An 18,587-nucleotide genomic window follows, 5' to 3' on the forward strand; every position below is an offset into this window, starting at 1 on the left:
AGGCGCCGGGCTTCGGTGATCGCCGCAAGGCCATGCTGGAAGACATCGCCATCCTCACCGGTGGCCAGGTCATCTCGGAAGACCTCGGCATCAAGCTCGAGAACGTCGGCCTCAACATGCTCGGCCGCGCCGAGAAGGTGTCGATCTCCAAGGAGAACACCACCATCGTCGACGGTGCCGGCAAGAAGGCCGAGATCCAGGGCCGCGTCGCCCAGATCAAGCAGCAGATCGAAGAGACCACCTCGGACTACGACAAGGAGAAGCTGCAGGAACGTCTTGCCAAGCTGGCAGGCGGCGTTGCCGTGATCCGCGTCGGTGGTGCGACGGAAGTCGAAGTCAAGGAAAAGAAGGACCGTGTTGACGATGCGCTGAACGCGACCCGCGCGGCCGTCGAAGAAGGCATCGTTCCCGGCGGCGGCGTCGCGCTTCTGCGCGCTTCGGCCAACATCAAGGCCAACGGCGTCAATGCCGACCAGGCTGCTGGCATCAACATCGTTCGTCGTGCGCTGCAGGCTCCGGCCCGCCAGATCGCCTCGAACGCCGGTGCGGAAGCATCGATCGTTGCCGGCAAGATCCTTGACAACGCGAGTGCGACCTTTGGCTACAACGCCCAGACCGGCGAATATGGCGACATGATCGCCATGGGTATCGTCGACCCGGTCAAGGTCGTTCGCACGGCTCTCCAGGACGCGGCCTCGGTTGCCGGCCTGCTGGTCACCACCGAAGCCATGATTGCCGAAGCTCCGAAGAAGGAGTCGGCTGGCGGCGGCATGCCGACCGGCATGCCCGGCGGCGGCATGGGCGGCATGGGCGGCATGGGCGGCATGGGTTTCTAGGGACGCGCACCTCGTCAATCTCGGAAGGGCGGCAGCGATGCCGCCCTTTTGCTTTTGCGGTTTTGTCGATGACGGCTAATGTGTCGTGGCGCTTCACGCGGGGACGCATTTGCCTTTAGCCAGGACCCGGTCCACTCGCGGAAACAACAGTTTGGCGCTGGAAATCGCTTTGTGATCCGGATGACCCACTTCAGCTCGTCAACTACAGTCGGAGCCCGGATCGGCGAAAGCTCACCGCTGTTCGGCTACGGCCTCGATAGCTTTCCAGCTATGCGTACTTGCCCGGCAGGCAACCGCATCCAGTGCGCGATCCCAAGCGCCGGTCTACACCTGCACCTTTCCGCTGCCCGATTTGCAGGCAGCGATCCATTGCATCGCGGAGTTTGGGTCTTCCAGAATCCCGGCCCGTTTCGCAAAGCCAAGAAAGGCGTTGTGGGCCGCGGCTATAGGCTTGTACCCATCGTGCGCGTCAAAGCACGCCCGAAGGGCGGTCTGATGGATCAAGTCTCTGCGATCTTCCGGCCAGTCATCGAGAAAATCGATTGCGTCCGCAAGGCCGGCAATCTCCTGTACGATAACGGTGGCACGCCTCACGAAGATGGGGCTGCCGAAAACTTCAGCGTTCATTCATTTCCTCCGACCTGCTGAACGGCTTACCTGTGTAAGAGGCCCGCGGATCGACGCCCCGGCGACCATCGCAGAGTGTGTTGTCACGGCGATGATGGTTCGATCGGGAAAAAGCCGCGTTCCGCCCGAGAGGGAAATCATGGATCTCGTAGAGTGCCGCCTTTTGCTGGGGGGCATCGGCGGACCCGCTCTTCCATCGAAAGTTCGGGTCCGTGTTGAGCAGCTTATTTGGGCCAGGCGTCAACGTGATCTCTCACCCACCCCGCGCCTGCGGCCTGAAATGGTGATCGATGAGCGTAGCGGGAGGTGTCGATTCCTTTTGCGGGTATCTCCGGCGTCTGACCAATCAGGCGGCCTTGAGACCCCTCAGCGCCTTCTCGAAGGCGTCCTTGATCGGGTTGGAGGCGTCAGTCACCGCTCTTTGGGTGAGCTCCTGGAATTCCTTGGATTGCTCGATGCCGATTTCGACGCGTTTGCGGAGGAAGGCAGTCTGCAACTCAAAAACTTCTGAGGGCGACTTCGCACCGACCAAGGCCTCGAGGTGCGAGAAGGCGGCTTCCGCGTTGGCGCGCAGTGCGGCGATCGTCTTCAGCGACAGCTCGTTGCTGACCGATTTCGCGGTTTCGGCGGTTGACTCGAGCGCCCTATGAGCGTCTTCGGCGCCGGATTGTAATCTGGCAAGAGCTTCTTTCGACGGCTCGACGCTCTTTTCGGCAACGGCGCGAAATTGATCGGTGGCCTTGCCAGGAACGGTTGCCGGAGATTCAACTGTTTCGGTGTTTTCGCTGAACTTGTCGGTGGTGGTCTTGGACATTTCTTAGCCTCCTGCCTGAAGATGTTTTCTTCCCCCGCGCCCAGCATACTGCGCTCCATACGTGACAGCTGTATGTGCGTTGCAAAAATACCTGCCATCCATGCGTTGCGAGCTTCGCATGAGTGTTAGCGCTGCCCTTGGTATTGTGAGTTTTGCTCCGAGCCCGCGCCAGTTGGCCCCGCCTCTCAACCTCTCAAATGGCGCTCCATGAGCGCAGCGGGAGGTCGGTCCGTTCTATGGGCCGATTTGCACCTGTCTCCGGTCGTCTGACCCATCACCGGCCTTGAGATCCCGCAGCGCCTTCTCGAAGGCGTCCTTGACCGGCTTGGAAACGCCCGTCACCGTCTTTCGTGAGCTCCTGGACTAGAATTCCTTGGTTTGCTCGACACACCCCCATTTCGACGCGCTAGCGGAAATACCGGCGATACAAAGGATCCGATCGGAGTTCCGAACCTCCGTTCGATCCCCGCTTGAATTTTTCTAGACGAGCAGGCCTTCCTCTCTGGCGGCAGCCTTGAAGGCGATGCGGGCATCCTCAGGAGTCAGTTCTCCAGCCATGGCGGCCAGACAGACGCACACCGCCTTGTTCCACTTAGGGCCGTGACGGGTCCACTGGAGAAGCTGGTCGGCGGCATCTTCGACGCTGCTGCACTCGTGCCGGACGCCTGGGATGCTGGTTCTTATGGCGATGGAGGGTGAGAACTCGTGACGGGACATAATCGGCATCATTCATGGAGGTCGAAGATGACGAATGCACCGAGGAATATGGCCTCGAAGAGGATGAGTTCGGTAAGCTGACGATCCGTCTCGTCCAGGTCAGGGGCGTGTTCCCGAACTGTTGCGATGGTTGCCTTGATGGAGACCGTTTCGCCCGGCTGCACGGCTCGGAGCGCCCATCGGACGAGCTCCTTGGCGCTGCCAGTGGCCTTGTGGTCCCCGTCCATCAGCCCCACTCCAGGCCAGAATCTGCACAGCCAACGTTTGGAGCAGCGACGAAAAGCAACGTATCAATCCATCCTGAAATTAGGGCCCGTGAAGAATCTCTGCGGATCTCACCGCATCGGTGGTTGGCGGGCAGAATTCCATGCTCATGCGATCGTCACGTTCGCAACCATGGATTTGTCCATTTCGCATAGGTGCTGATCGTGCGTCAGATAGTTGATCCCCCACATGCCATCTCCCCAAACAGCATAAAACATCCTCGCTTCAACGGCTCGATCTGGCTTTGCCAATGCGAACCGTTGCTGCCAGGCAGGATGCGTGCCCCGGCACGTGAACGACCTTCTCGCCATCTTCCTTGACGAACTCCGCTACCGGATTGTCGAGCAGCGCCAGCACCGCTTCCGACGGCCGGCAAAGCCGTGTGCCCTTTGGCGTCTCGATGATCGGCCGGTTGATCAGAACCGGATGGGCGGGCATGAAATCGATCAGCTCGTCTTCGCTCCATTTCGGATCGGCGAGGCCAAGTTCCGCGTAAGGCGTTCCCTTCTCCCGCAAAAGCTCGCGCGGGGGTGATGCCCATCGCCGAGATCAGTTCCAGCAGCCGCTCGACCCGGCAACCACCAGCAATCGCAGCAGCCTGAGCCGGGTTTCCTGCGACAGTGCGCCAAAGGCGATTACGGCTTGAGCTTCATCCATGTTTCAATAATCCTTGAAATATTGAATAGCCGCCATGCTTTCTCCTGACAACCGGAAAAATCGCCCTGGCGATAGATCCGTCCGACCTGCCATTGGCAATCTGCTCGACGCGCTGGCCGACCACAGGACAAGCCGCTGGTGTTTCGCTATGACGGCCGACCGGCAAAAGCCGGGCTACCACCGTGACGGAGGTCAAGGCGGGGCAGTTCTCGGCGCTGGATTGCGGCGCCAACCCGAAAGTCTGGTCGGAAATCTTGTCCAGCTTGATACGTGGACGAAAGCCGCGCAACCAGGGCGAGACATGGACCGCGTTCTCGAACTTCTGCAAGCCGCCGGTCTCAGCAAGCATCATCAAGCGCTCTACTCGCAGCGCATGATCGAGGTCTTGTCGCAGCTCTATGTGGTGGCTGCCAGTGTCGCTTGACAGCCGTTAGGATCGCTTGCACGTATTGCCGGATTGTGCGCTTGTCGAAGCCGCCAAGGTGACGAGTAACCAATGAAACGGATGGGAAAGGCGCCTTTCGTGCCGACCGAAATTCATATCGGGACGGTCACGGACGAGAGCGGCGTTGTCGGCATCCTCACAATCCAGACGACAGAGGGCCGCTTAGATGTTGCGCTCGACCGTCAGGCCGCAGACGCCATCGTTAACGCCATCAATAAAATCCGGTCAAGACTGGGAACCGGACCGTAGGGTCCCGTTCGGCATTCCTGATCGGCGAGACGTTTCGATGCCAGCGTCCGTGACGCGGCTCTCCCCATCGTGCCGACTGGCACGATGATTCCTACCGTCGCGCGGCTGTCACACATCGCACCTAAACGAAAATCGAGGCGTCCCGTGACTGACAGTTCGGGACGCCTCGACAGTTCGTTGGGGGTGTCGAAATGCTAGACAGCAACCTGTCGGGTCGCTGTATCTGTTGCTGCTGCCATTTCCGCTTGTCGCTGTAGCCGTTCAACAATCGGCCGCAGCTAGGGAGGGGAGCGCAGGGCGCGCAAGACAGATACATGACCAGATTTCAAAATCCGACGGATGGGATTTCTCAGGAGGCCTTGGCAGGCCTTGTGGCGGAAGCCGTGCAGCAGGCTCTGATCCAGCACGGCATCGTTCTTGATACACAGACCCTGGTTTGAGCCAGCGCTATTGCCGGCAGCGTCGCCGCCGCCGTTCCCTTCCTTCCAAGGGCGAATGCACTGCGCTTGCCTCCGAGTTCTTCCGCGCAGTGGCGGACCTCGCGCACGGCGGCTTGGCAAGTGCCAACAGCGCGGATGAAAGCCTGATGCCGGCAACCGCAGCACCTTCACCGCTGCAGCCGGCCAACGATCAACGATCTGCAATCGGTGCTGATTGAGGATTGGGCGGGCGAGGTCGCCGGATCGACCTATCTGGAAGACAATTTTCGCATACCGCGCTCGACGCTGCATCGCTGGCAAAGGCGCAATGAGGTTGTCGCCCTGCGCAAGGGTGGCCGCAAGCATGTCTTCCCGCTCGCCCAGTTCGTTGACGGCAGGCCGGCATCGGGGATTAGCGAAGTGCTGGCCCTCGGTACATTATTGATGGGATGGACGCCCCCGGCCGCCACCGTGGCATAATCGCTTTGCCAATAATGTACCGGTGCCAGCATGCGGCTCGCCGGCCGGGCCGAGGACGAGGCCGCCTTGCGTGACGCCTGAGACCTGCCCCGGCCGGCGCCGACCCCGGCCCCGTCGGCGCCATCCTGGGTGCCTGGCGACAGTTGTCCATGCAGCCGCCCGCCCTGATCGGCTCGAAAAGATCGTCGAGCAGCTCGGGCTGCGCTGGGACGGCGCGGCGCTCGCCAATCTCTGCACGCAGATCAAAAATGTGCGGCATCGCGGCGCCCGGCGCCGTTCGCCGCCGCGGCGATTGCCGTTCACGTTGTCACTGTTCACCTCCCCGATGCCGAGCTTTTCGCGTGGTCTCGCCGACTTGGTGCTGGCGCAAAGCCTGCGCTGGCCGCGGCCCCTGCCGCTGCAAAGCGTCGCACAGCCACCTTACGAGTCCGCAACAGGGCCGAATTCGCCGCGGTCGCCGATACAATCGGCGAAGACCCAGGGCTCTTCGTCGGCGAGACTGAAGAACTTCTCGAACAAGCGGCCCGAGCCGTTGGTGAGGGTGTCGGGGAACTTCACTTTCTGCAAGATAGCGGCGAGGCAGGGCTCCGTCATTGGCGCCGGGATACCCAGAGCGATCCTGACCTGGAGGGGAACGAGGGCAAACAGGATCAGATCATGAACTTGCCGATCGAAAACGGCTTTGGCGAACCCGTCGATCGTGCCAGGTCTGTCGAAGTCCCGAAGGGTCATCGGCATGGAATGCTGCGCACGCCACTTCTCCCACCAGCGACTTTCCCTGGGAAAACCGGCGGTTACAAAAGTCGCCAGGGGATCGGCCTCAATCTTGCGGCGCGACGGGTAAGCGACAGCGTCGGGCACCCGTATCCTGGTGGCGCCGAGCGTCTTTCCGTGAATGTAGAGCCGGGACGTTTCAGCATGGATCTCGTCGCCATGCGCATCGAATTCGCGCCGGTGGCCGCCCCATTTCAGATAGCTGGCAAGCCCGAGTCCGGCGACCTTGTCGTCGACGATGACCTCGTCAATTTCATCCACAAACAGGCTCGCTACCGCATCGTCGGCCAGATCGCAGCAGGATTGGTAACCTGGGTACGTTTCCAAGAAGATCCTGGGCGCCCGAGCGACGCCTTCGACCAAACTTTGGGGAGCGTATTGGGCCGCGGCTTTCATCGCAGCGATGTAGCCGCTGCCATAGTCTGTATCGGCATCGGCTTGCAGGATCAAAAGTTGCTCATCGGGAATGCCATGCTCATCGGCGAAGGCTTTGGCCAGCATGACGCCATGGTGTCTGGGCGGAACGTAGCCACGATCATGCGTTTGACCCAGGATGATGGGTTGAACGCTGTTTTCTTGGATTTCCTTCATGACGGCGGTCGTGCTGTCGGTCGAGCCATTATCGACAAGTATCAAAATGGTGTCAGGAGGCGTGGCTCCGCCACTAAAGCCAAGGGAACGCGCGCTATCAGCCAAAGTGGCTTGTTCATTGAGGCAAGGGACGACGACAGCTGTGTACATGAAAGCCTCGGGTCAAAAGACTTTGCGCAGCATGCGCACGACTATGGTGCGATCGGTCAAGTACATCGGTGGCCAGGCGCAGCGATGCCGAACAATGAGGCGCGCACGGGATATGGCTTATAAGCGCGCGGCCCGAGGAATATCCTGCGATCGACGTGCAGGCAAAGAGTCCGATCTGCCGCCGCCGCGACAGCTGCTTTGACCATGCGTCGAGTTGGCTTTCGCCAGTCCGCCTGGCGGCTCGGATGCAACAGCGCGGGTAACCGAGCCATTGGCCAAGCCAAGCCGTGTGCGCGCCCGGCGATTGGTCGATTGACAGAATGCGTCGCACCAGCAGCGGTCGCTTCGAGAAGACGACGAAATTGTCTCGGTCGCGGCAGAAATACAGGCCCCTTTGCCGAGCCCATCGACCCAGTTCGGTATCGCTTAGCGAACTCTGGATTTCGGTTCTGAAGGCTTCTCGCAACCCAAGTGCTGCAAGGCGCAGGTCGACCATTGCAGACGGCTTCAGCCAACTGGGGCAAAGCCTGTTCAATGGCGTCGCCAGACCATCAGGAGCTGTATCATTGACGGTCTTGTGTCGTCCTTGAATCCCGCTTCCTCGGCCGCCCTGCGGGAGGCATGGTTCGACTTGCGAATATGCGCGTAGATCACATCATATTGGCTGGTTTCACAGGCTTTTCTGTAAGCAAATCTGCCGATGCGGCGTCCCTGGTTTTTGGCGTTGAGGTAAATCTGTATCGATGCGTGGCGGCCCACGGGATCCTCGTCAATGAAGTTGATGAAGATGACGCCGGCCCGTTTGCCCTCCACCTCAATCCTCCAGGCTTCGCCGCCTGGTCCTGCGCCGCGCCCGACTGTTCCCTCGGTCGGAACCAGGAAAACCTGGTCGGCGTGAACAAAGGCAGAGCTTGGCTGGACGCGCACCGGCTTGGGTTTTGGGGTTGGGCGTGTCGGCTTACGGCGACGAGGGCCGCTGGTGGATCTAGCGCTCATAGATGCGCTCCAGCCCGGCCAGCAATCGATCCGATGCCTGTTGCCAATATTCGGCCGGGAAAAACCCGGGTGAAAAGGCAATCACAGTATCGGCCAGATGCGCGCCGAGATCGGCGTTGGCAAGTGCGGCGGTGACGATGTCGATCTGTGCAAGGATGTGATCGAGCGAGGGATCGAGGCGGTTGACCCGGCTCTGCCAATCCGTATCGCCGTCGTAGCGGTTGTTGAAATAGTCCATGTCGATATGCAACAGCGTCGGCCGGGTTGGCAGATCCTTCAGCCAATCGCCGATATCGCAGGAAATACGGTACCGGCCTGGCCCGGTGTGCCTCGTGGTTGGCGTCAGGGTTACCGCTGGCCGGACTTTGCTAGGGTCAAGAAGATCGTCTTTCTGCGTAACCAGATCGATGGAGTAGTCTTGCGTGGAACGGACTTTGGGGGGCTGACAGAGCTGTCTGACCTCGGCATTGCGAAACGCATGTAAAAACGGGGTCATGAAACTGCCCATGCCGATCGCGCCGCTTTCTATAGCGTCGCGCACGCCCCAGGGCTCGTGAAGTCGGCAAAAAGCGTTCGTTATTGGGTCTCTCCACCTGCCATTTTCCTCAAACAGGCGTGGGCTCGCCAAGTCCCGGTGGTCGTCAACATGAAGAATGAGAATATGATCATCCGGGCTGGCCGCGGATGAACGGGCCCATTCGCTCCAACTGTAGAGTGTCCAGGTGTCGTAGAGCACGCTTTCCACGTGGCCCTTGGATCTTCGGGCCGCTGCCATGTTTGGCAGGCTGACGCCGTTGCCCCACCAAGCCAGACCTTCGGGAAGCCGTGTGTCGACATGACGATCGAGGCCGTCTGGCCAAGCCAGCGTCAGTTGCCAGCCTGCCTCGCCAAGCGCAGCGGCAGCATCCTTGTCGCAAAAATAATCGCGCAAAACAGCGTGCCGCATCGACGGGGAGCCGGGCAGGCGGTCGACCGGGACGGTTAGGGCGTTCACGCAGCTTCCAGCGCTGATTCCGAGGCGCTTTTGAGAACCTCGGTCAGGCGGCGCCCGGTGTCGGTCAGCGGGCAGCTCAACAGCGTCGCAAAGGCTTCGGACAGGTGTTCGTCAGTATCCCTGATTTGATTGACAGCGCGATTGTGCAGACGCGACGGCCCGTTTGAGCGTACGAACTCCCAGAACCGGCGCAGCTCGACAAAGACAAACACGGCGTGGAGCAGCCCCGACGGCGGCCGCAGATCCTCACGCCACGGCGACACCACGCGCATATCGGTGGGTTCCACCGTCGGAGCGAGTCGTTCTAGGAGATAAAGCTTCTGATGGCGATGCTCGTGGATCAGGGAATCCGCCAGATCATAGGGGTCGATCAGCCGGTCGCCTTGCCAAACCGACACATAAAGCGCTCCGGGCACCGTATTGTCGCTGAACGACACAATCTTCTCGGGATGGGCAGAGGGATCACGCACGAACTGGATCGCGCGACACGCCAGTCGAATCTCGGCCGCCAAGGCCGGCCGCCAGCTCTCGACTATCCGCAACGCTTCCTCGACGACCGGCCGGGCGGCTGCAGCTGCGTCTTCCACCTCGAAGTAGATGGCCTCGCCGAACGGTTTTCGCAGCCATGGGTCTTCGCGGGCAACGGCCAAAGCAGCCAAATCTTCGTTTGACCGGCCAAGCAGGTCCGAGAGGTAATCCGCGTCCGCCGACAAGGGGTGGCCGTCGACCGTATGAATGAGGCGCCCGACGGATTGTGCCGCAACGGTCCGCTGCCAAGCGACAGCGCCCGGTTGCTGGCAAAGTTCGGCCGTCCGGTCTGGCGCCGTTTTGCTCAGCTTGGACATTGTCTCGAACTCGCCGCCCGCCAGCAAGCTTGTCGCGTCAAGGAATTCGCCCTGCAAGGCATCGCGCGATGCGCTGCACAGCAGCGCCATCTCCGTCGTCCCGAGTTCAGCCAATTCATAGTGCTCGAACCGGAAGTCGTCGGGTAAGGTCTGCGCGGGCCGGCCCGCATGGTCGAGCAACCGTTCAACGCGTCTGTGTATATGGGCGACAAGAGCCGTCATCTCGCCGCAGTAGACCGTCGGATTGCCGAACCCGTTGGTGTCGTAACGGTGCGGAAGCGAGCCGCCGCCACAAATATCGACGATGGCGCATTCCTGACAGGTTACACTGAGGCCAGGCTTGCTCAAAAGCTGACGGTGGACGTTGATGTGATGCGAGCCGGCGATCGTTGCAATATCGGTATCTGCGACAGTGCCGCCGATCTTTGTTGCGCCGTCGCGTGTCACTTTGAGGACGTCGAGGTCGTGATAGCTGCCGTCGGTCTCGATACTGATTAGACTGACATCCCCCAATCCAAAGGCGTCGGTGGTTGACGGCAGTCCGGCCACTGCGTCGAGCAGTGCTTCGAACGTTCTGAGTGACAAATGGGGGTAGTGGTCGAGCCAAGTATCGAAGGCGCGGCAAAGCCAGGTTTCATAAAGATCGGGTTGGTCGCTGCGCCCAGCGGGCTGGCGCAGATGGTGTGCATCGGGCAGGAGGAAATCGAGCTTGGGAACCGAATGCGCGGCAAAAAACTCCAGCAGATCTTCCGGAGGAGTCGTGGGATCGATGACGGCGATGACACCCGCAAAGATCTTGGGGTGCGATTTCAACCTTTCAAGCGCCTGCTCGACCCGCCCGAAGCTCGAGCGCCCTTTCTTGGAGTTGCGGTGCTTGTCGTGGGCGGATTTGGGACCATCGAGGCTGAGCGAAATGCTGATGTCAGCTTTCTCAAACGCAAGCAGCGCTGCTTCGTCCAACAGCAAGCCATTGGTCTGCAGGCCGATGTCGACCGCGGCCCGCGTTGCAGCCCTGATCCGATCGGCGAACGCTACCAACGTCTCCACCCCGGCAAGCAACGGTTCTCCGCCGTGAAAGATGACCGTACAGCGCTTTATTTGTTCCTGAGCCAAATATGTCGCCAGCCTTTGTGCAAAAGCATCACGATCACCCGCCGACAGCAATTTTGGCATAGATCGCCAAGATTGGTCGGCATGGTGATAGACGTAACAATAATCGCAATCGAGGTTGCAGCGCGAGGCGACCTTGACCAGGAAAGATGTAATCCGTGGGGGTGCCTCGCTGACTGTCATGAACGGCTGTGACGGTGGTGCATTCTGTCATAGCTCGTGATGACGTCGCTCGGCTCGACCTGCGACAGCACGCGACCCTGCAACCGCTGCAATGCCGGGTTGGCCAGCCGGCCCTTCAAAAGAGCGGCCCGCACGCCCTGATTCGCAACTGCGGAGGGGGCAGAAGCCCTCTGCTGATTTGAGTTTGACATATAAAGCTCCATTTTGTGACGCGCCGACTATAGCACGCCGGAACCCGGGCGCTACTAGATTTGAAAGCGCTGGCATTGACTGTTTACACGCATCGCTTTGCCGGCCGCGAGACGAACGACAGTTGAGTAATAATCTAAAAAACCTCTTGTCAGGAATGGTTATCGCCACGATGGAAAATGTGCCAAAAATCCTTATGCCCCAAAGCATGTCTGAAATTTAATACGGAAGAGCTACGGATAGATTTCTGATATAGAGGCGCTACGTCCTGCATCGGCAATTTAAACCTTATCGATTTCCGTAAAAAGCGATGTTATCTTCGGCTACTTCATCCCCAGAAAGCTATCCGCGCTTGCAAGACATTGCGAAAAAATTTTGTATAAGTCGTCGATAAATATCGCGCTAAGCCGAGGTGATGCCCAGGATGGATTTCTCGGTCGAGCATGCGGGTGGCCCTGTCCCCGTGGACATAAAGGATCTCACTTTCCAGCTAAAAGTCGCCAAGTCCGGCCACAAGAGCGGTTTGGACGAACGCGGGTCGGGCGCTGTGTTTTTGATCGGGGCCGACTGCTCGCAGTCGGCCGGCATCCCGATGGCCAGCCAGATTGCTCGTGAACTGACGCTGGAACTCGCATCGCTTAAAGGCGCACCCGCTCACGCCATGCAAGATAGTGAGGGCGCGCTTATTTGGACGAGCGGCAGCATCTGTCCAATCTCGCCACGCAGCTGCCAGGCTTCGACGTCAACAAGCCTGTTTGGGGCAGGCTGTACGCTTATCTTTTTGAGCAGTTCTTCCGATCGGACAATGAACAGCGCGCCATTATCAAGGACGCCATCGACAGGGGTCATGGCAAGATAAACTGGGCCATATCTGCATCGGTGAAATCGTCCGCCGCAACTACGCCCACACCGTGATGACCACCAATTTTGATCAGCTTGTGCTGCAGGGAATAATTCTCGCGGGCGTGATCCCGGTCGTGGCGGACGGCCTGTCGGCGCTCAGCCGGGTGGCCTCGCGTCCCGACTACCGGCAGTTCATCCATCTGCATGGCTCGATGCATACTTACGAGTTGCGCAACAGCGTCAGTGCGGTCAATGCCACGCAGGAGGCGTTGTCCATGCAAGGCACGATCTTCGGGCTGAAAGATGCAGGGCTGCTCGTCGTTGTGGGCTATTCCGGCAGCGAGGACGGCGGTGTCATCACCCTGTTGGAAAAGTCATTCGCGGCCTTCCCCAACCTTCAGGTTTTCTGGGTTCTCTATGAAGAGTCGACCGACGCGCTCAATACGCGTGTGCGCACGATGTTGACCGGCCGCAACAAGTTCGTGATCCTGAACCAGGATGCGGACAGGTTCTTCGCTCAGTTGTTGCGTGAACTGGGATTCGGGGCGCCCGAGTGGATGGAAAACCCTCTGTCGATTCTCGATGCCATCAACGAAAAGATTGTCGATCCCAAAGAGCCAATCATCTCCGATGCAACAAAGGACTTCCGTGCCAAGCTCGATCGGTATCGCAAAGCGCCCAGCGCCAGCGCGGACGACATTATCCTTGAACGCGCCAGGTTCGACAGCCCTCGGCGGCAGAGACAATATCGTTATCGAGGAGGTCTCGCAGGAGATGGCTGCGGCTGATCCTGCGGCAGCAAGATTGCGTGCAGTCAGTCTTGGCCGGTTGGGAAGCGTTGATAAGGCGGCCAATCTCCTGGAGGCCAGTGTGGAGGCTTGGGACGCATTCTTTCGAGCCGGCGGGACCGATGACGGCAAGGCACGACGCGCTCTCGCGCAAACCCTTCTCGACCTTGCCGAGGCGCCAGGCGTTCCGGCTGGCCATGGAGGCGTTCCGGACTGCGACAGACGAGATCAGCCCAAACATGGCGCGATACGACTGGATCGAGTCGGCGCTCGGCTTTGCGGAATCTGTCGCCGAACAGGGGGAAGAGGGGGCTGCCGAGCACGATCTGACAGCCGCAATCGAAATCCTGGACAAGGTGCTCACAGTGCTCACGGGCGGCCCTCAGTCGCGTCAAAGACTCTCGGCCGAGGAGCGCCTAGGCATTCTCCTGACCATGCGGGCGCGACGCTTGAGTTCGGAGGCCGATTACCGGAAGGCGATCGCCGATCTTGAGGAAGTGGCGCACCGGTCGGTCGTGGCCGAATCCTGGGCAGTAGGCGTCGTAAGGAATCTTGCTGTGGCGTGCTGTGCGCGGGCCTCGGTTGCGCATCTGCGCGTGCGGAAAGAAGGCATGCAGACGGCGCTGTATCGCTTTGCCTTCCCCCAAGGAGAGGCCGAGGTCGTCGAGACCCCCTCCATCTACAATCCGTTCGACGACTGCGATTTGCCGGCGTTGCGGAAGGCCATCGACCCCGACAAGCTCGACCCAGACGTTCATCCTTAGTTGCGTTGTCATCGAGTGCGCCTTCCAAAAAGCCCTCGATTACCCGAAAGTTCTTACCCCACCTTTTTCCCGCTCCCTCCGGCGACTTGCCGAAGTGGCGGGCGAACAACGCCACCTGTTGTAGATACGAGAGTTGGGTGTTGAGCGCGAGGTTGCGGCGCAGCACCTCATTGCCGCTCCGCGACCGCGGAGCGGGTTAGTCCAAATCGACTCATGTGCAGTGCGCAAAGATGTGGAGCCGCCCCACTACGAGCCTTATTTTGCGCGGCCTTTGGCGCGTTGAGCATCGGACAACTCCACATAATATTAGAGGCGGCGCAGCCAACCGGCGATATCCTCACGCCGACCGGTGATATCCTCACCCCGTGAGACGAAGGCTCCGCCCTTCGGTGGGGCCAGCATCTCTGGGAAGACCTGGGCGAGAGCCTGCCGCTTCAGATCAATGTCAGCGCGTGCATATCGCATGGTGGTGTTGAGGCTGGCATGCCCGAGCCATTGGCTGATCGTGGCGAAGTCGACACCTTGAGCAGATGGATTGCCGTGGTGTGCCGCCTATGTCGATGAAGACATAGGCGGCACACCTGTGCCATCCACACGCTTCAGGCGACCGGCGACATTAGGCGGGTGGCGCTTTGGCTCGGCCACAGCGGCATCGTCAGCACCGAAATCTATCTGCGGATCGATCCCCGGCCGAGAAGCTCGACATCCTCGATGCAGGCGCCGCGGGCCGGCTCGCCGTCGCAACATAATCTCCGGCTCGACATAGTCCGGACTTCCCGATCCCCTGTCCCCGGTCGATCGATCCGCTCTGCCAGAGCGTCGGCGCAAGACCGGGCGGCACAGTCGCAAATTCCCAACAAACGCATCTGACTTTCGTCAGCTGCGAGCTCGGGTTCGCCCGCGCCGAGCCGTACATGGACAATCAATGAGGCCATCACTCTCGATTCTTGTCAGTTGCTCGTAAGGTTGGCCTTGTAATCTAAGCAACCGCGAAATTCGCAGCCAGCTGCCGCGATTTGCGAGCCTGCATCCGACGTAGGGGAGGATAGTTAGAACCATGGTCCCGCCGGACGTCACACCGCATACATCAGCCGCACCAGATGGACCAAGCGGCCGTTTGACCGACGCAGCAAATCCGCGTGCCTTCACAAGCTGGTGCAGATCCTCCCGCCGTGTTGTCTCTGCCGAGCATGCAAGGCGGCTCGATAGGCCAGCCCAGCAGCCAGACATAGAGAGCCACCAAAAGGGAAAGGGAGCATGACTAAGGTCGCTATAAACCGCCGCCAGGCAATTGTTGGTCTGGGCATAGCGGGTGCTTTGAACGTCTCTGGCCGGCTCACCTATGCCGCCACTAAGATAAACCTTGGCGTAATGCGTCTCGCCAGCCATGCGCCCAGTTTCATCGCCTTCGAGCGGGGCTATTACAAGGACGAAGGGCAGGACGTCGAATTAGAGTTCTTCGAGGCCGCTCAGCCTATGGCCGTGGCGATTGCCTCGGGTGATGCCGATTATGCCGTCACCGCGATGAGCGGCGGACTCGTGAGCCTCGCCAAAAAACACGCAATCAAGGTGATCGGCGGCGCACTGACTGAGGAGAAGGGTCTCGTCGGCGCTATCATCCTGGCCTCCGAAACAGCCTACCAGGGCGGCCTAACCACGCCGAAGGACCTGAGCGGCAAGAGTTTTGGTATCACCACAGCCGGCTCCTCCTTTCACTACATGTGCCACAAGATCGCCGAAGCGAACGGCATCCCAATGTCGCACATCACGTTGCGCCGGCTTCAGAAGGTCGGCGCAATCATCGGTGCGCTGGGTACCGGGCAGATCGACGCCTGGGCCATCCAGGGCAGCATCGCCGATAAGATGCTCGCCCAAGGCAATGCCAAGCAGATCGGACTGGTGTCCGACTATGCGCCCAATTATCAGGTGACCACGGTGTTCACCTCAGCGAATAATGCCGCCAACGAGCGGCAGAAGACTGAAGCCTTTATTCGCGCCTATTCGATGGCGATCGACGACTACAACGCTGCCCTCGTCGACAAGACCGCCACACCGGAGGAAGTGGATGAGGTGGCCAAGATCATCCACAAATATGTGGATTCCGACCGTCCGTTCCAAGCCGCGAAGGAGACCTTCGTCAGCAGCGCCATGCGCATCAGGAAGGGCTGTGCGCTTGCACTCGATTCCGTGACGGATCAGCTTAACTGGTTGAAGGCGGAGAAGATGGTGAGCGAGACGATCACGCCAGAGATGCTCTTCGATACTTCCTACGTCAAGACGATCTGACCCCTGCGGTCCACAAACGGAACATGGGTCGCCCCCGGCCGGCGTGAGAGAAGATATGGAACTGCTGCTAAGGAATGTCCACCACCGCTATGGCCTCGTGGAGGTTCTGAGCGACGTCTCGCTTAGGATCCCACAGGGTGAGATCGTGTGCGTAATCGGCCCGTCGGGATGCGGCAAATCTACCCTGCTGCGCTTCCTAGGCGGGTTGGAGCGTCCGACAGGCGGGACCGTGCTGCAGGTCGGTGTCCCGCCAGCCGAATCGCTCAATCCTCTTACCTACGTCTTCCAACATTTCGCCCTGCTGCCGTGGCGGACCGTAGAAGGCAATGTGAAGCTGGTACTGGAGGGTCACAGGCTACGGACGAATGACGTCGAGCGGATCGTCGCCGATGTCCTTGCCCGCACGCGGCTTTCCGATTTCCGCGCCACTCTGCCGAAGCAACTATCGGCGGGCATGCGTCAGCGCGTTGCGATTGCCCGCGCTCTGGCGGTCAGTCCGGCGGTGATGCTCATGGACGAACCGATGTCGGCCCTCGACAGCCAGACGCGCGAGGTTCTGATGGATGATCTCGTCTCGCTCTGGACGAGTCAGCCTTTTACCGCGGTCTATGTTACGCACAATCTGGCCGAGGCTGTGCGACTGGGACATCGAATAGTCGTGCTTTCCCGCCGGCCCGGACGCATCCGCCATATCGTCAAAATCCAGCAGCCGCTGGCCGAGAGATGCGCCAGCGCTCCGGCTCTGGAGAAGATGCAGATGCATCTTTGGAACCTGATGAGAGACGAGGCAATGGCCGCAGATCAGGAACTGCTCCATGGTTGACATCAGCCCAGTCACACAACCCGTCAAATTCCGCGGCGGCGGCTTCGCGCCCACTCGCGTCCCTTTTGTCGGTCTTCTCGTTTTCATCGTCCTGATTGGACTGGCAGAGATCGGCACCCGTACCGGCTTCATCTCGGGCCTAACGCTGCCTCGTCCCTCGGCGGTCCTCGAGACCTTCGTCCAGCTTTGTCAGACCGGATTGCTATGGCAGCACTTGCTGCCATCGCTGCGGCGTCTTGCGATTGGCGCTTCGATCGGCATTGCTTTTGGCATCGCAATCGGCGTCTTAATCGGACTGTTCAGCCTCATTCGCGCCGGTCTCCTGCCACTAGTCGCGGCGCTCTTACCCATCCCCAAGATAGCATTGCTGCCGCTCTTCGTTATCTGGTTCGGTATCGACGAGGCATCAAAATATGCGCTGATCGCGTTGGGTACCTTCACCCCTACGGTGGTCGCCACGCAGGGAGCGGTTGACAATGTCGACCGCAACCTGATCCGGATGGGCCAGAGCTTCGGCCTCTCTCGGCGCTCGATTGTGCACAAGATCGTTCTGCCCGGCGCATTTCCCGGCATCCTGTCGGGCCTGCGCGTCTCCATCTCCATCGCCATCACTCTACTGGTCGCAGCCGAGATGCTCGGTGCCGAGCATGGCGTAGGCGCCTACATCTTGGATGCAGGAGCACTCTACAATCTGGAGCGCCTGTTCGCCGGGGTCACGATGCTTTCCCTGATTGGCCTGGCCGTCAATTGGTTTATCGGCCGCATTGAGGGGCACTTGCTGGCCTGGCGCACCTAACCCGCGGCCAGCGACCGCAAGCGTCTTGGGAGGCTGCGCCCGGTTGCTCAGACCTTCACGAACGCGAGAACGCGACAGGGTGGGTTGGGGATGGAGACAATATATGAGCGAGGCCCGCAAAATCAGGAGCGTCCTGTAGTCGATGATGTTCTCGCGCTTAATCTGACCACGGAAGAACACGTTCTGCGCAGCAATTTGTCGACCACTGCAGCGGGTCCGCATGCGGAAGCGTTAAAGATTTGCCAAAGGCTGAATGCCGACGTTGTCATTGCCAGTTTCGCTTTTGGCCAAGACGACCCTGGACGTGCGTGATCTCAGAGCTGGCTCCGCTTGTTTGGACAGCGCCCCGCGGAATTTAAGTGGCATCCTGCCGGGTTACGTTGAGCGCGGGGCTTTGCGATTTTGCTGCGGCGTCGGGAGAAGGGCGTAGCCCGACCAGAGCAGCAGCAAAATCGCGCGGCGACGATCATGCGGCCGTCGCCATCGCTTGCGGCCAAAATAAGCCTCGTCGGGCGTGCGCCCGCTGCAAGCGATTTGGGGTGTCGCAGGAAACGATCGCCTCGTGGTTGGTCTGGCTCCCGTCGATGACGACGCTTGAACATTGCACCCTCCGAAATGATCGAAGGCACCTTGCCACAGCGCAGGTAATCAAAAGGTTGCAACAGATCCGACGCTTGACGTCAGGCTGTCGTCAGGAAGGTCTCCTAATCAGTTTCTGCTGCCGCTGTGCTGTTGCCCGACCAACAGGCCTTTTGTGCGGCACGCTCTGCTCGCGTACTTCCTCCCTCCGGGCGGAGCGTCATTCATGAGATAGCCGAAAAGGCAGCTTTGACAAATGAAGGACTGGAGAAAGTGGTTTCACTGAGAATGAGTGCGTCGTCGGTTTGCGACCTGGCATTTGCAGCTGAGGCGCTTGGAGATTTTGACTACTTTTCAAGGCACTACCG

Annotated in this window: 17 protein-coding genes and 5 pseudogenes; 10 read left to right on the forward strand and 12 right to left on the reverse strand. The window is 59.9% G+C overall.

The genetic code is table 11. The annotated features are described in order from the left end of the window. Positions 1–836 (forward strand): chaperonin GroEL (gene groEL / locus ACWGTO_RS30725; RefSeq protein WP_454578513.1); only part of this gene is annotated, 836 nt, incomplete at its 5' end. Between the two features lie 324 nt (positions 837–1,160). On the opposite strand, the gene ACWGTO_RS30730 is transcribed toward groEL, so the two are convergent. The 6 genes and pseudogenes from ACWGTO_RS30730 to ACWGTO_RS30755 form a co-directional block, all read right to left on the reverse strand. Next, positions 1,161–1,463 (reverse strand): DUF982 domain-containing protein, encoded by a 303-nt coding sequence (locus ACWGTO_RS30730; protein WP_454578514.1) that lies wholly within the window; start codon positions 1,461–1,463, stop codon positions 1,161–1,163. Between the two features lie 346 nt (positions 1,464–1,809). Continuing rightward, entirely contained in the window at positions 1,810–2,277 is a 468-nt protein-coding gene (locus ACWGTO_RS30735) for a phasin (RefSeq protein ID WP_454578515.1), read from the reverse strand. 480 nt (positions 2,278–2,757) lie between these two features. Next, positions 2,758–2,994 carry a DUF982 domain-containing protein gene (locus ACWGTO_RS30740; RefSeq protein WP_454578516.1) on the reverse strand — a complete coding sequence of 79 codons (237 nt, stop codon included), beginning with the start codon at positions 2,992–2,994 and terminating at the stop codon, positions 2,758–2,760. 8 nt (positions 2,995–3,002) lie between these two features. Further along, the gene (locus tag ACWGTO_RS30745; RefSeq protein WP_454578517.1) at positions 3,003–3,221 is read right to left on the reverse strand and encodes a hypothetical protein; all 219 of its coding nucleotides are present in this window, start codon (positions 3,219–3,221) and stop codon (positions 3,003–3,005) included. Between the two features lie 262 nt (positions 3,222–3,483). Continuing rightward, positions 3,484–3,826: pseudogene (locus ACWGTO_RS30750) on the reverse strand (ArsC/Spx/MgsR family protein); the annotation flags it as partial. After that, positions 3,820–3,915: pseudogene (locus tag ACWGTO_RS30755) on the reverse strand (transcriptional regulator); the annotation flags it as partial. The pseudogenes ACWGTO_RS30750 and ACWGTO_RS30755, both read right to left, overlap by 7 nt. A gap of 34 nt (positions 3,916–3,949) precedes the next feature. Between ACWGTO_RS30755 and ACWGTO_RS30760 the strand changes: the two are divergent. The 3 genes and pseudogenes from ACWGTO_RS30760 to ACWGTO_RS30770 all read left to right on the forward strand — a co-directional run. Continuing rightward, positions 3,950–4,181: pseudogene (locus tag ACWGTO_RS30760) on the forward strand (DUF6428 family protein); the annotation flags it as partial. A 230-nt stretch (positions 4,182–4,411) separates the two neighbouring features. Beyond that, positions 4,412–4,609: a hypothetical protein gene (locus tag ACWGTO_RS30765; protein WP_454578518.1), complete on the forward strand. Its 198-nt coding sequence runs from the start codon at positions 4,412–4,414 to the stop codon at positions 4,607–4,609. A 314-nt stretch (positions 4,610–4,923) separates the two neighbouring features. Beyond that, positions 4,924–5,457: pseudogene (locus ACWGTO_RS30770) on the forward strand (antitoxin Xre/MbcA/ParS-like domain-containing protein); the annotation flags it as partial. Between the two features lie 471 nt (positions 5,458–5,928). Here the strand turns inward: ACWGTO_RS30770 and ACWGTO_RS30775 are convergent. The 5 genes from ACWGTO_RS30775 to yhhA all read right to left on the reverse strand — a co-directional run bounded on the left by ACWGTO_RS30775 (position 5,929) and on the right by yhhA (position 11,354). Next, positions 5,929–7,023, reverse strand: coding sequence for a glycosyltransferase (locus ACWGTO_RS30775; protein ID WP_454578519.1), 1,095 nt, complete (start codon positions 7,021–7,023; stop codon positions 5,929–5,931). Positions 7,024–7,554: 531 nt separating this feature from the next. After that, on the reverse strand, positions 7,555–8,019 hold the full coding sequence (locus tag ACWGTO_RS30780) for a GNAT family N-acetyltransferase (RefSeq protein WP_454578520.1): 465 nt from the start codon (positions 8,017–8,019) through the stop codon (positions 7,555–7,557). Continuing rightward, the gene (locus tag ACWGTO_RS30785; protein WP_454578521.1) at positions 8,009–9,013 is read right to left on the reverse strand and encodes a hypothetical protein; all 1,005 of its coding nucleotides are present in this window, start codon (positions 9,011–9,013) and stop codon (positions 8,009–8,011) included. The genes ACWGTO_RS30780 and ACWGTO_RS30785 overlap by 11 nt, the downstream gene beginning before the upstream one ends. After that, complete coding sequence (gene yhhB, locus ACWGTO_RS30790; protein WP_454578522.1) at positions 9,010–11,151, reverse strand: cyclophane-forming radical SAM/SPASM peptide maturase YhhB; 2,142 nt, start codon at positions 11,149–11,151, stop codon at positions 9,010–9,012. Before yhhB ends, ACWGTO_RS30785 begins: the two co-directional genes overlap by 4 nt. Next, positions 11,148–11,354, reverse strand: coding sequence for a YhhA family cyclophane-containing RiPP (gene yhhA / locus ACWGTO_RS30795; RefSeq protein ID WP_454578523.1), 207 nt, complete (start codon positions 11,352–11,354; stop codon positions 11,148–11,150). The genes yhhB and yhhA overlap by 4 nt, the downstream gene beginning before the upstream one ends. A gap of 673 nt (positions 11,355–12,027) precedes the next feature. On the opposite strand from yhhA, the gene ACWGTO_RS30800 reads away from it, so the two are divergent. The 6 genes from ACWGTO_RS30800 (at position 12,028) to ACWGTO_RS30825 (ending at position 17,640) form a co-directional block, all read left to right on the forward strand. After that, entirely contained in the window at positions 12,028–12,255 is a 228-nt protein-coding gene (locus ACWGTO_RS30800) for a hypothetical protein (protein ID WP_454578524.1), read from the forward strand. Beyond that, positions 12,255–12,971 carry a hypothetical protein gene (locus tag ACWGTO_RS30805; protein ID WP_454578525.1) on the forward strand — a complete coding sequence of 239 codons (717 nt, stop codon included), beginning with the start codon at positions 12,255–12,257 and terminating at the stop codon, positions 12,969–12,971. Before ACWGTO_RS30800 ends, ACWGTO_RS30805 begins: the two co-directional genes overlap by 1 nt. Before the next feature lie 122 nt (positions 12,972–13,093). Beyond that, positions 13,094–13,735: a hypothetical protein gene (locus tag ACWGTO_RS30810; RefSeq protein ID WP_454578526.1), complete on the forward strand. Its 642-nt coding sequence runs from the start codon at positions 13,094–13,096 to the stop codon at positions 13,733–13,735. 1,257 nt (positions 13,736–14,992) lie between these two features. Further along, the gene (locus ACWGTO_RS30815) at positions 14,993–16,021 is read left to right on the forward strand and encodes an ABC transporter substrate-binding protein (RefSeq protein WP_454578527.1); all 1,029 of its coding nucleotides are present in this window, start codon (positions 14,993–14,995) and stop codon (positions 16,019–16,021) included. Positions 16,022–16,076: 55 nt separating this feature from the next. Next, positions 16,077–16,844 (forward strand): ABC transporter ATP-binding protein, encoded by a 768-nt coding sequence (locus ACWGTO_RS30820; protein ID WP_454578528.1) that lies wholly within the window; start codon positions 16,077–16,079, stop codon positions 16,842–16,844. Then, positions 16,837–17,640, forward strand: a complete 804-nt coding sequence (locus ACWGTO_RS30825) for an ABC transporter permease (RefSeq protein ID WP_454578529.1) — start codon at positions 16,837–16,839, stop codon at positions 17,638–17,640. The genes ACWGTO_RS30820 and ACWGTO_RS30825 overlap by 8 nt, the downstream gene beginning before the upstream one ends. A gap of 505 nt (positions 17,641–18,145) precedes the next feature. On the opposite strand, the pseudogene ACWGTO_RS30830 reads toward ACWGTO_RS30825, so the two are convergent. Beyond that, positions 18,146–18,232 (reverse strand): annotated as a pseudogene (locus ACWGTO_RS30830) (IS6 family transposase); the annotation flags it as partial. Between the last annotated feature and the right edge of the window lie 355 nt (positions 18,233–18,587).

It is taken from the genome of Mesorhizobium sp. PL10 (genome assembly GCF_053714315.1).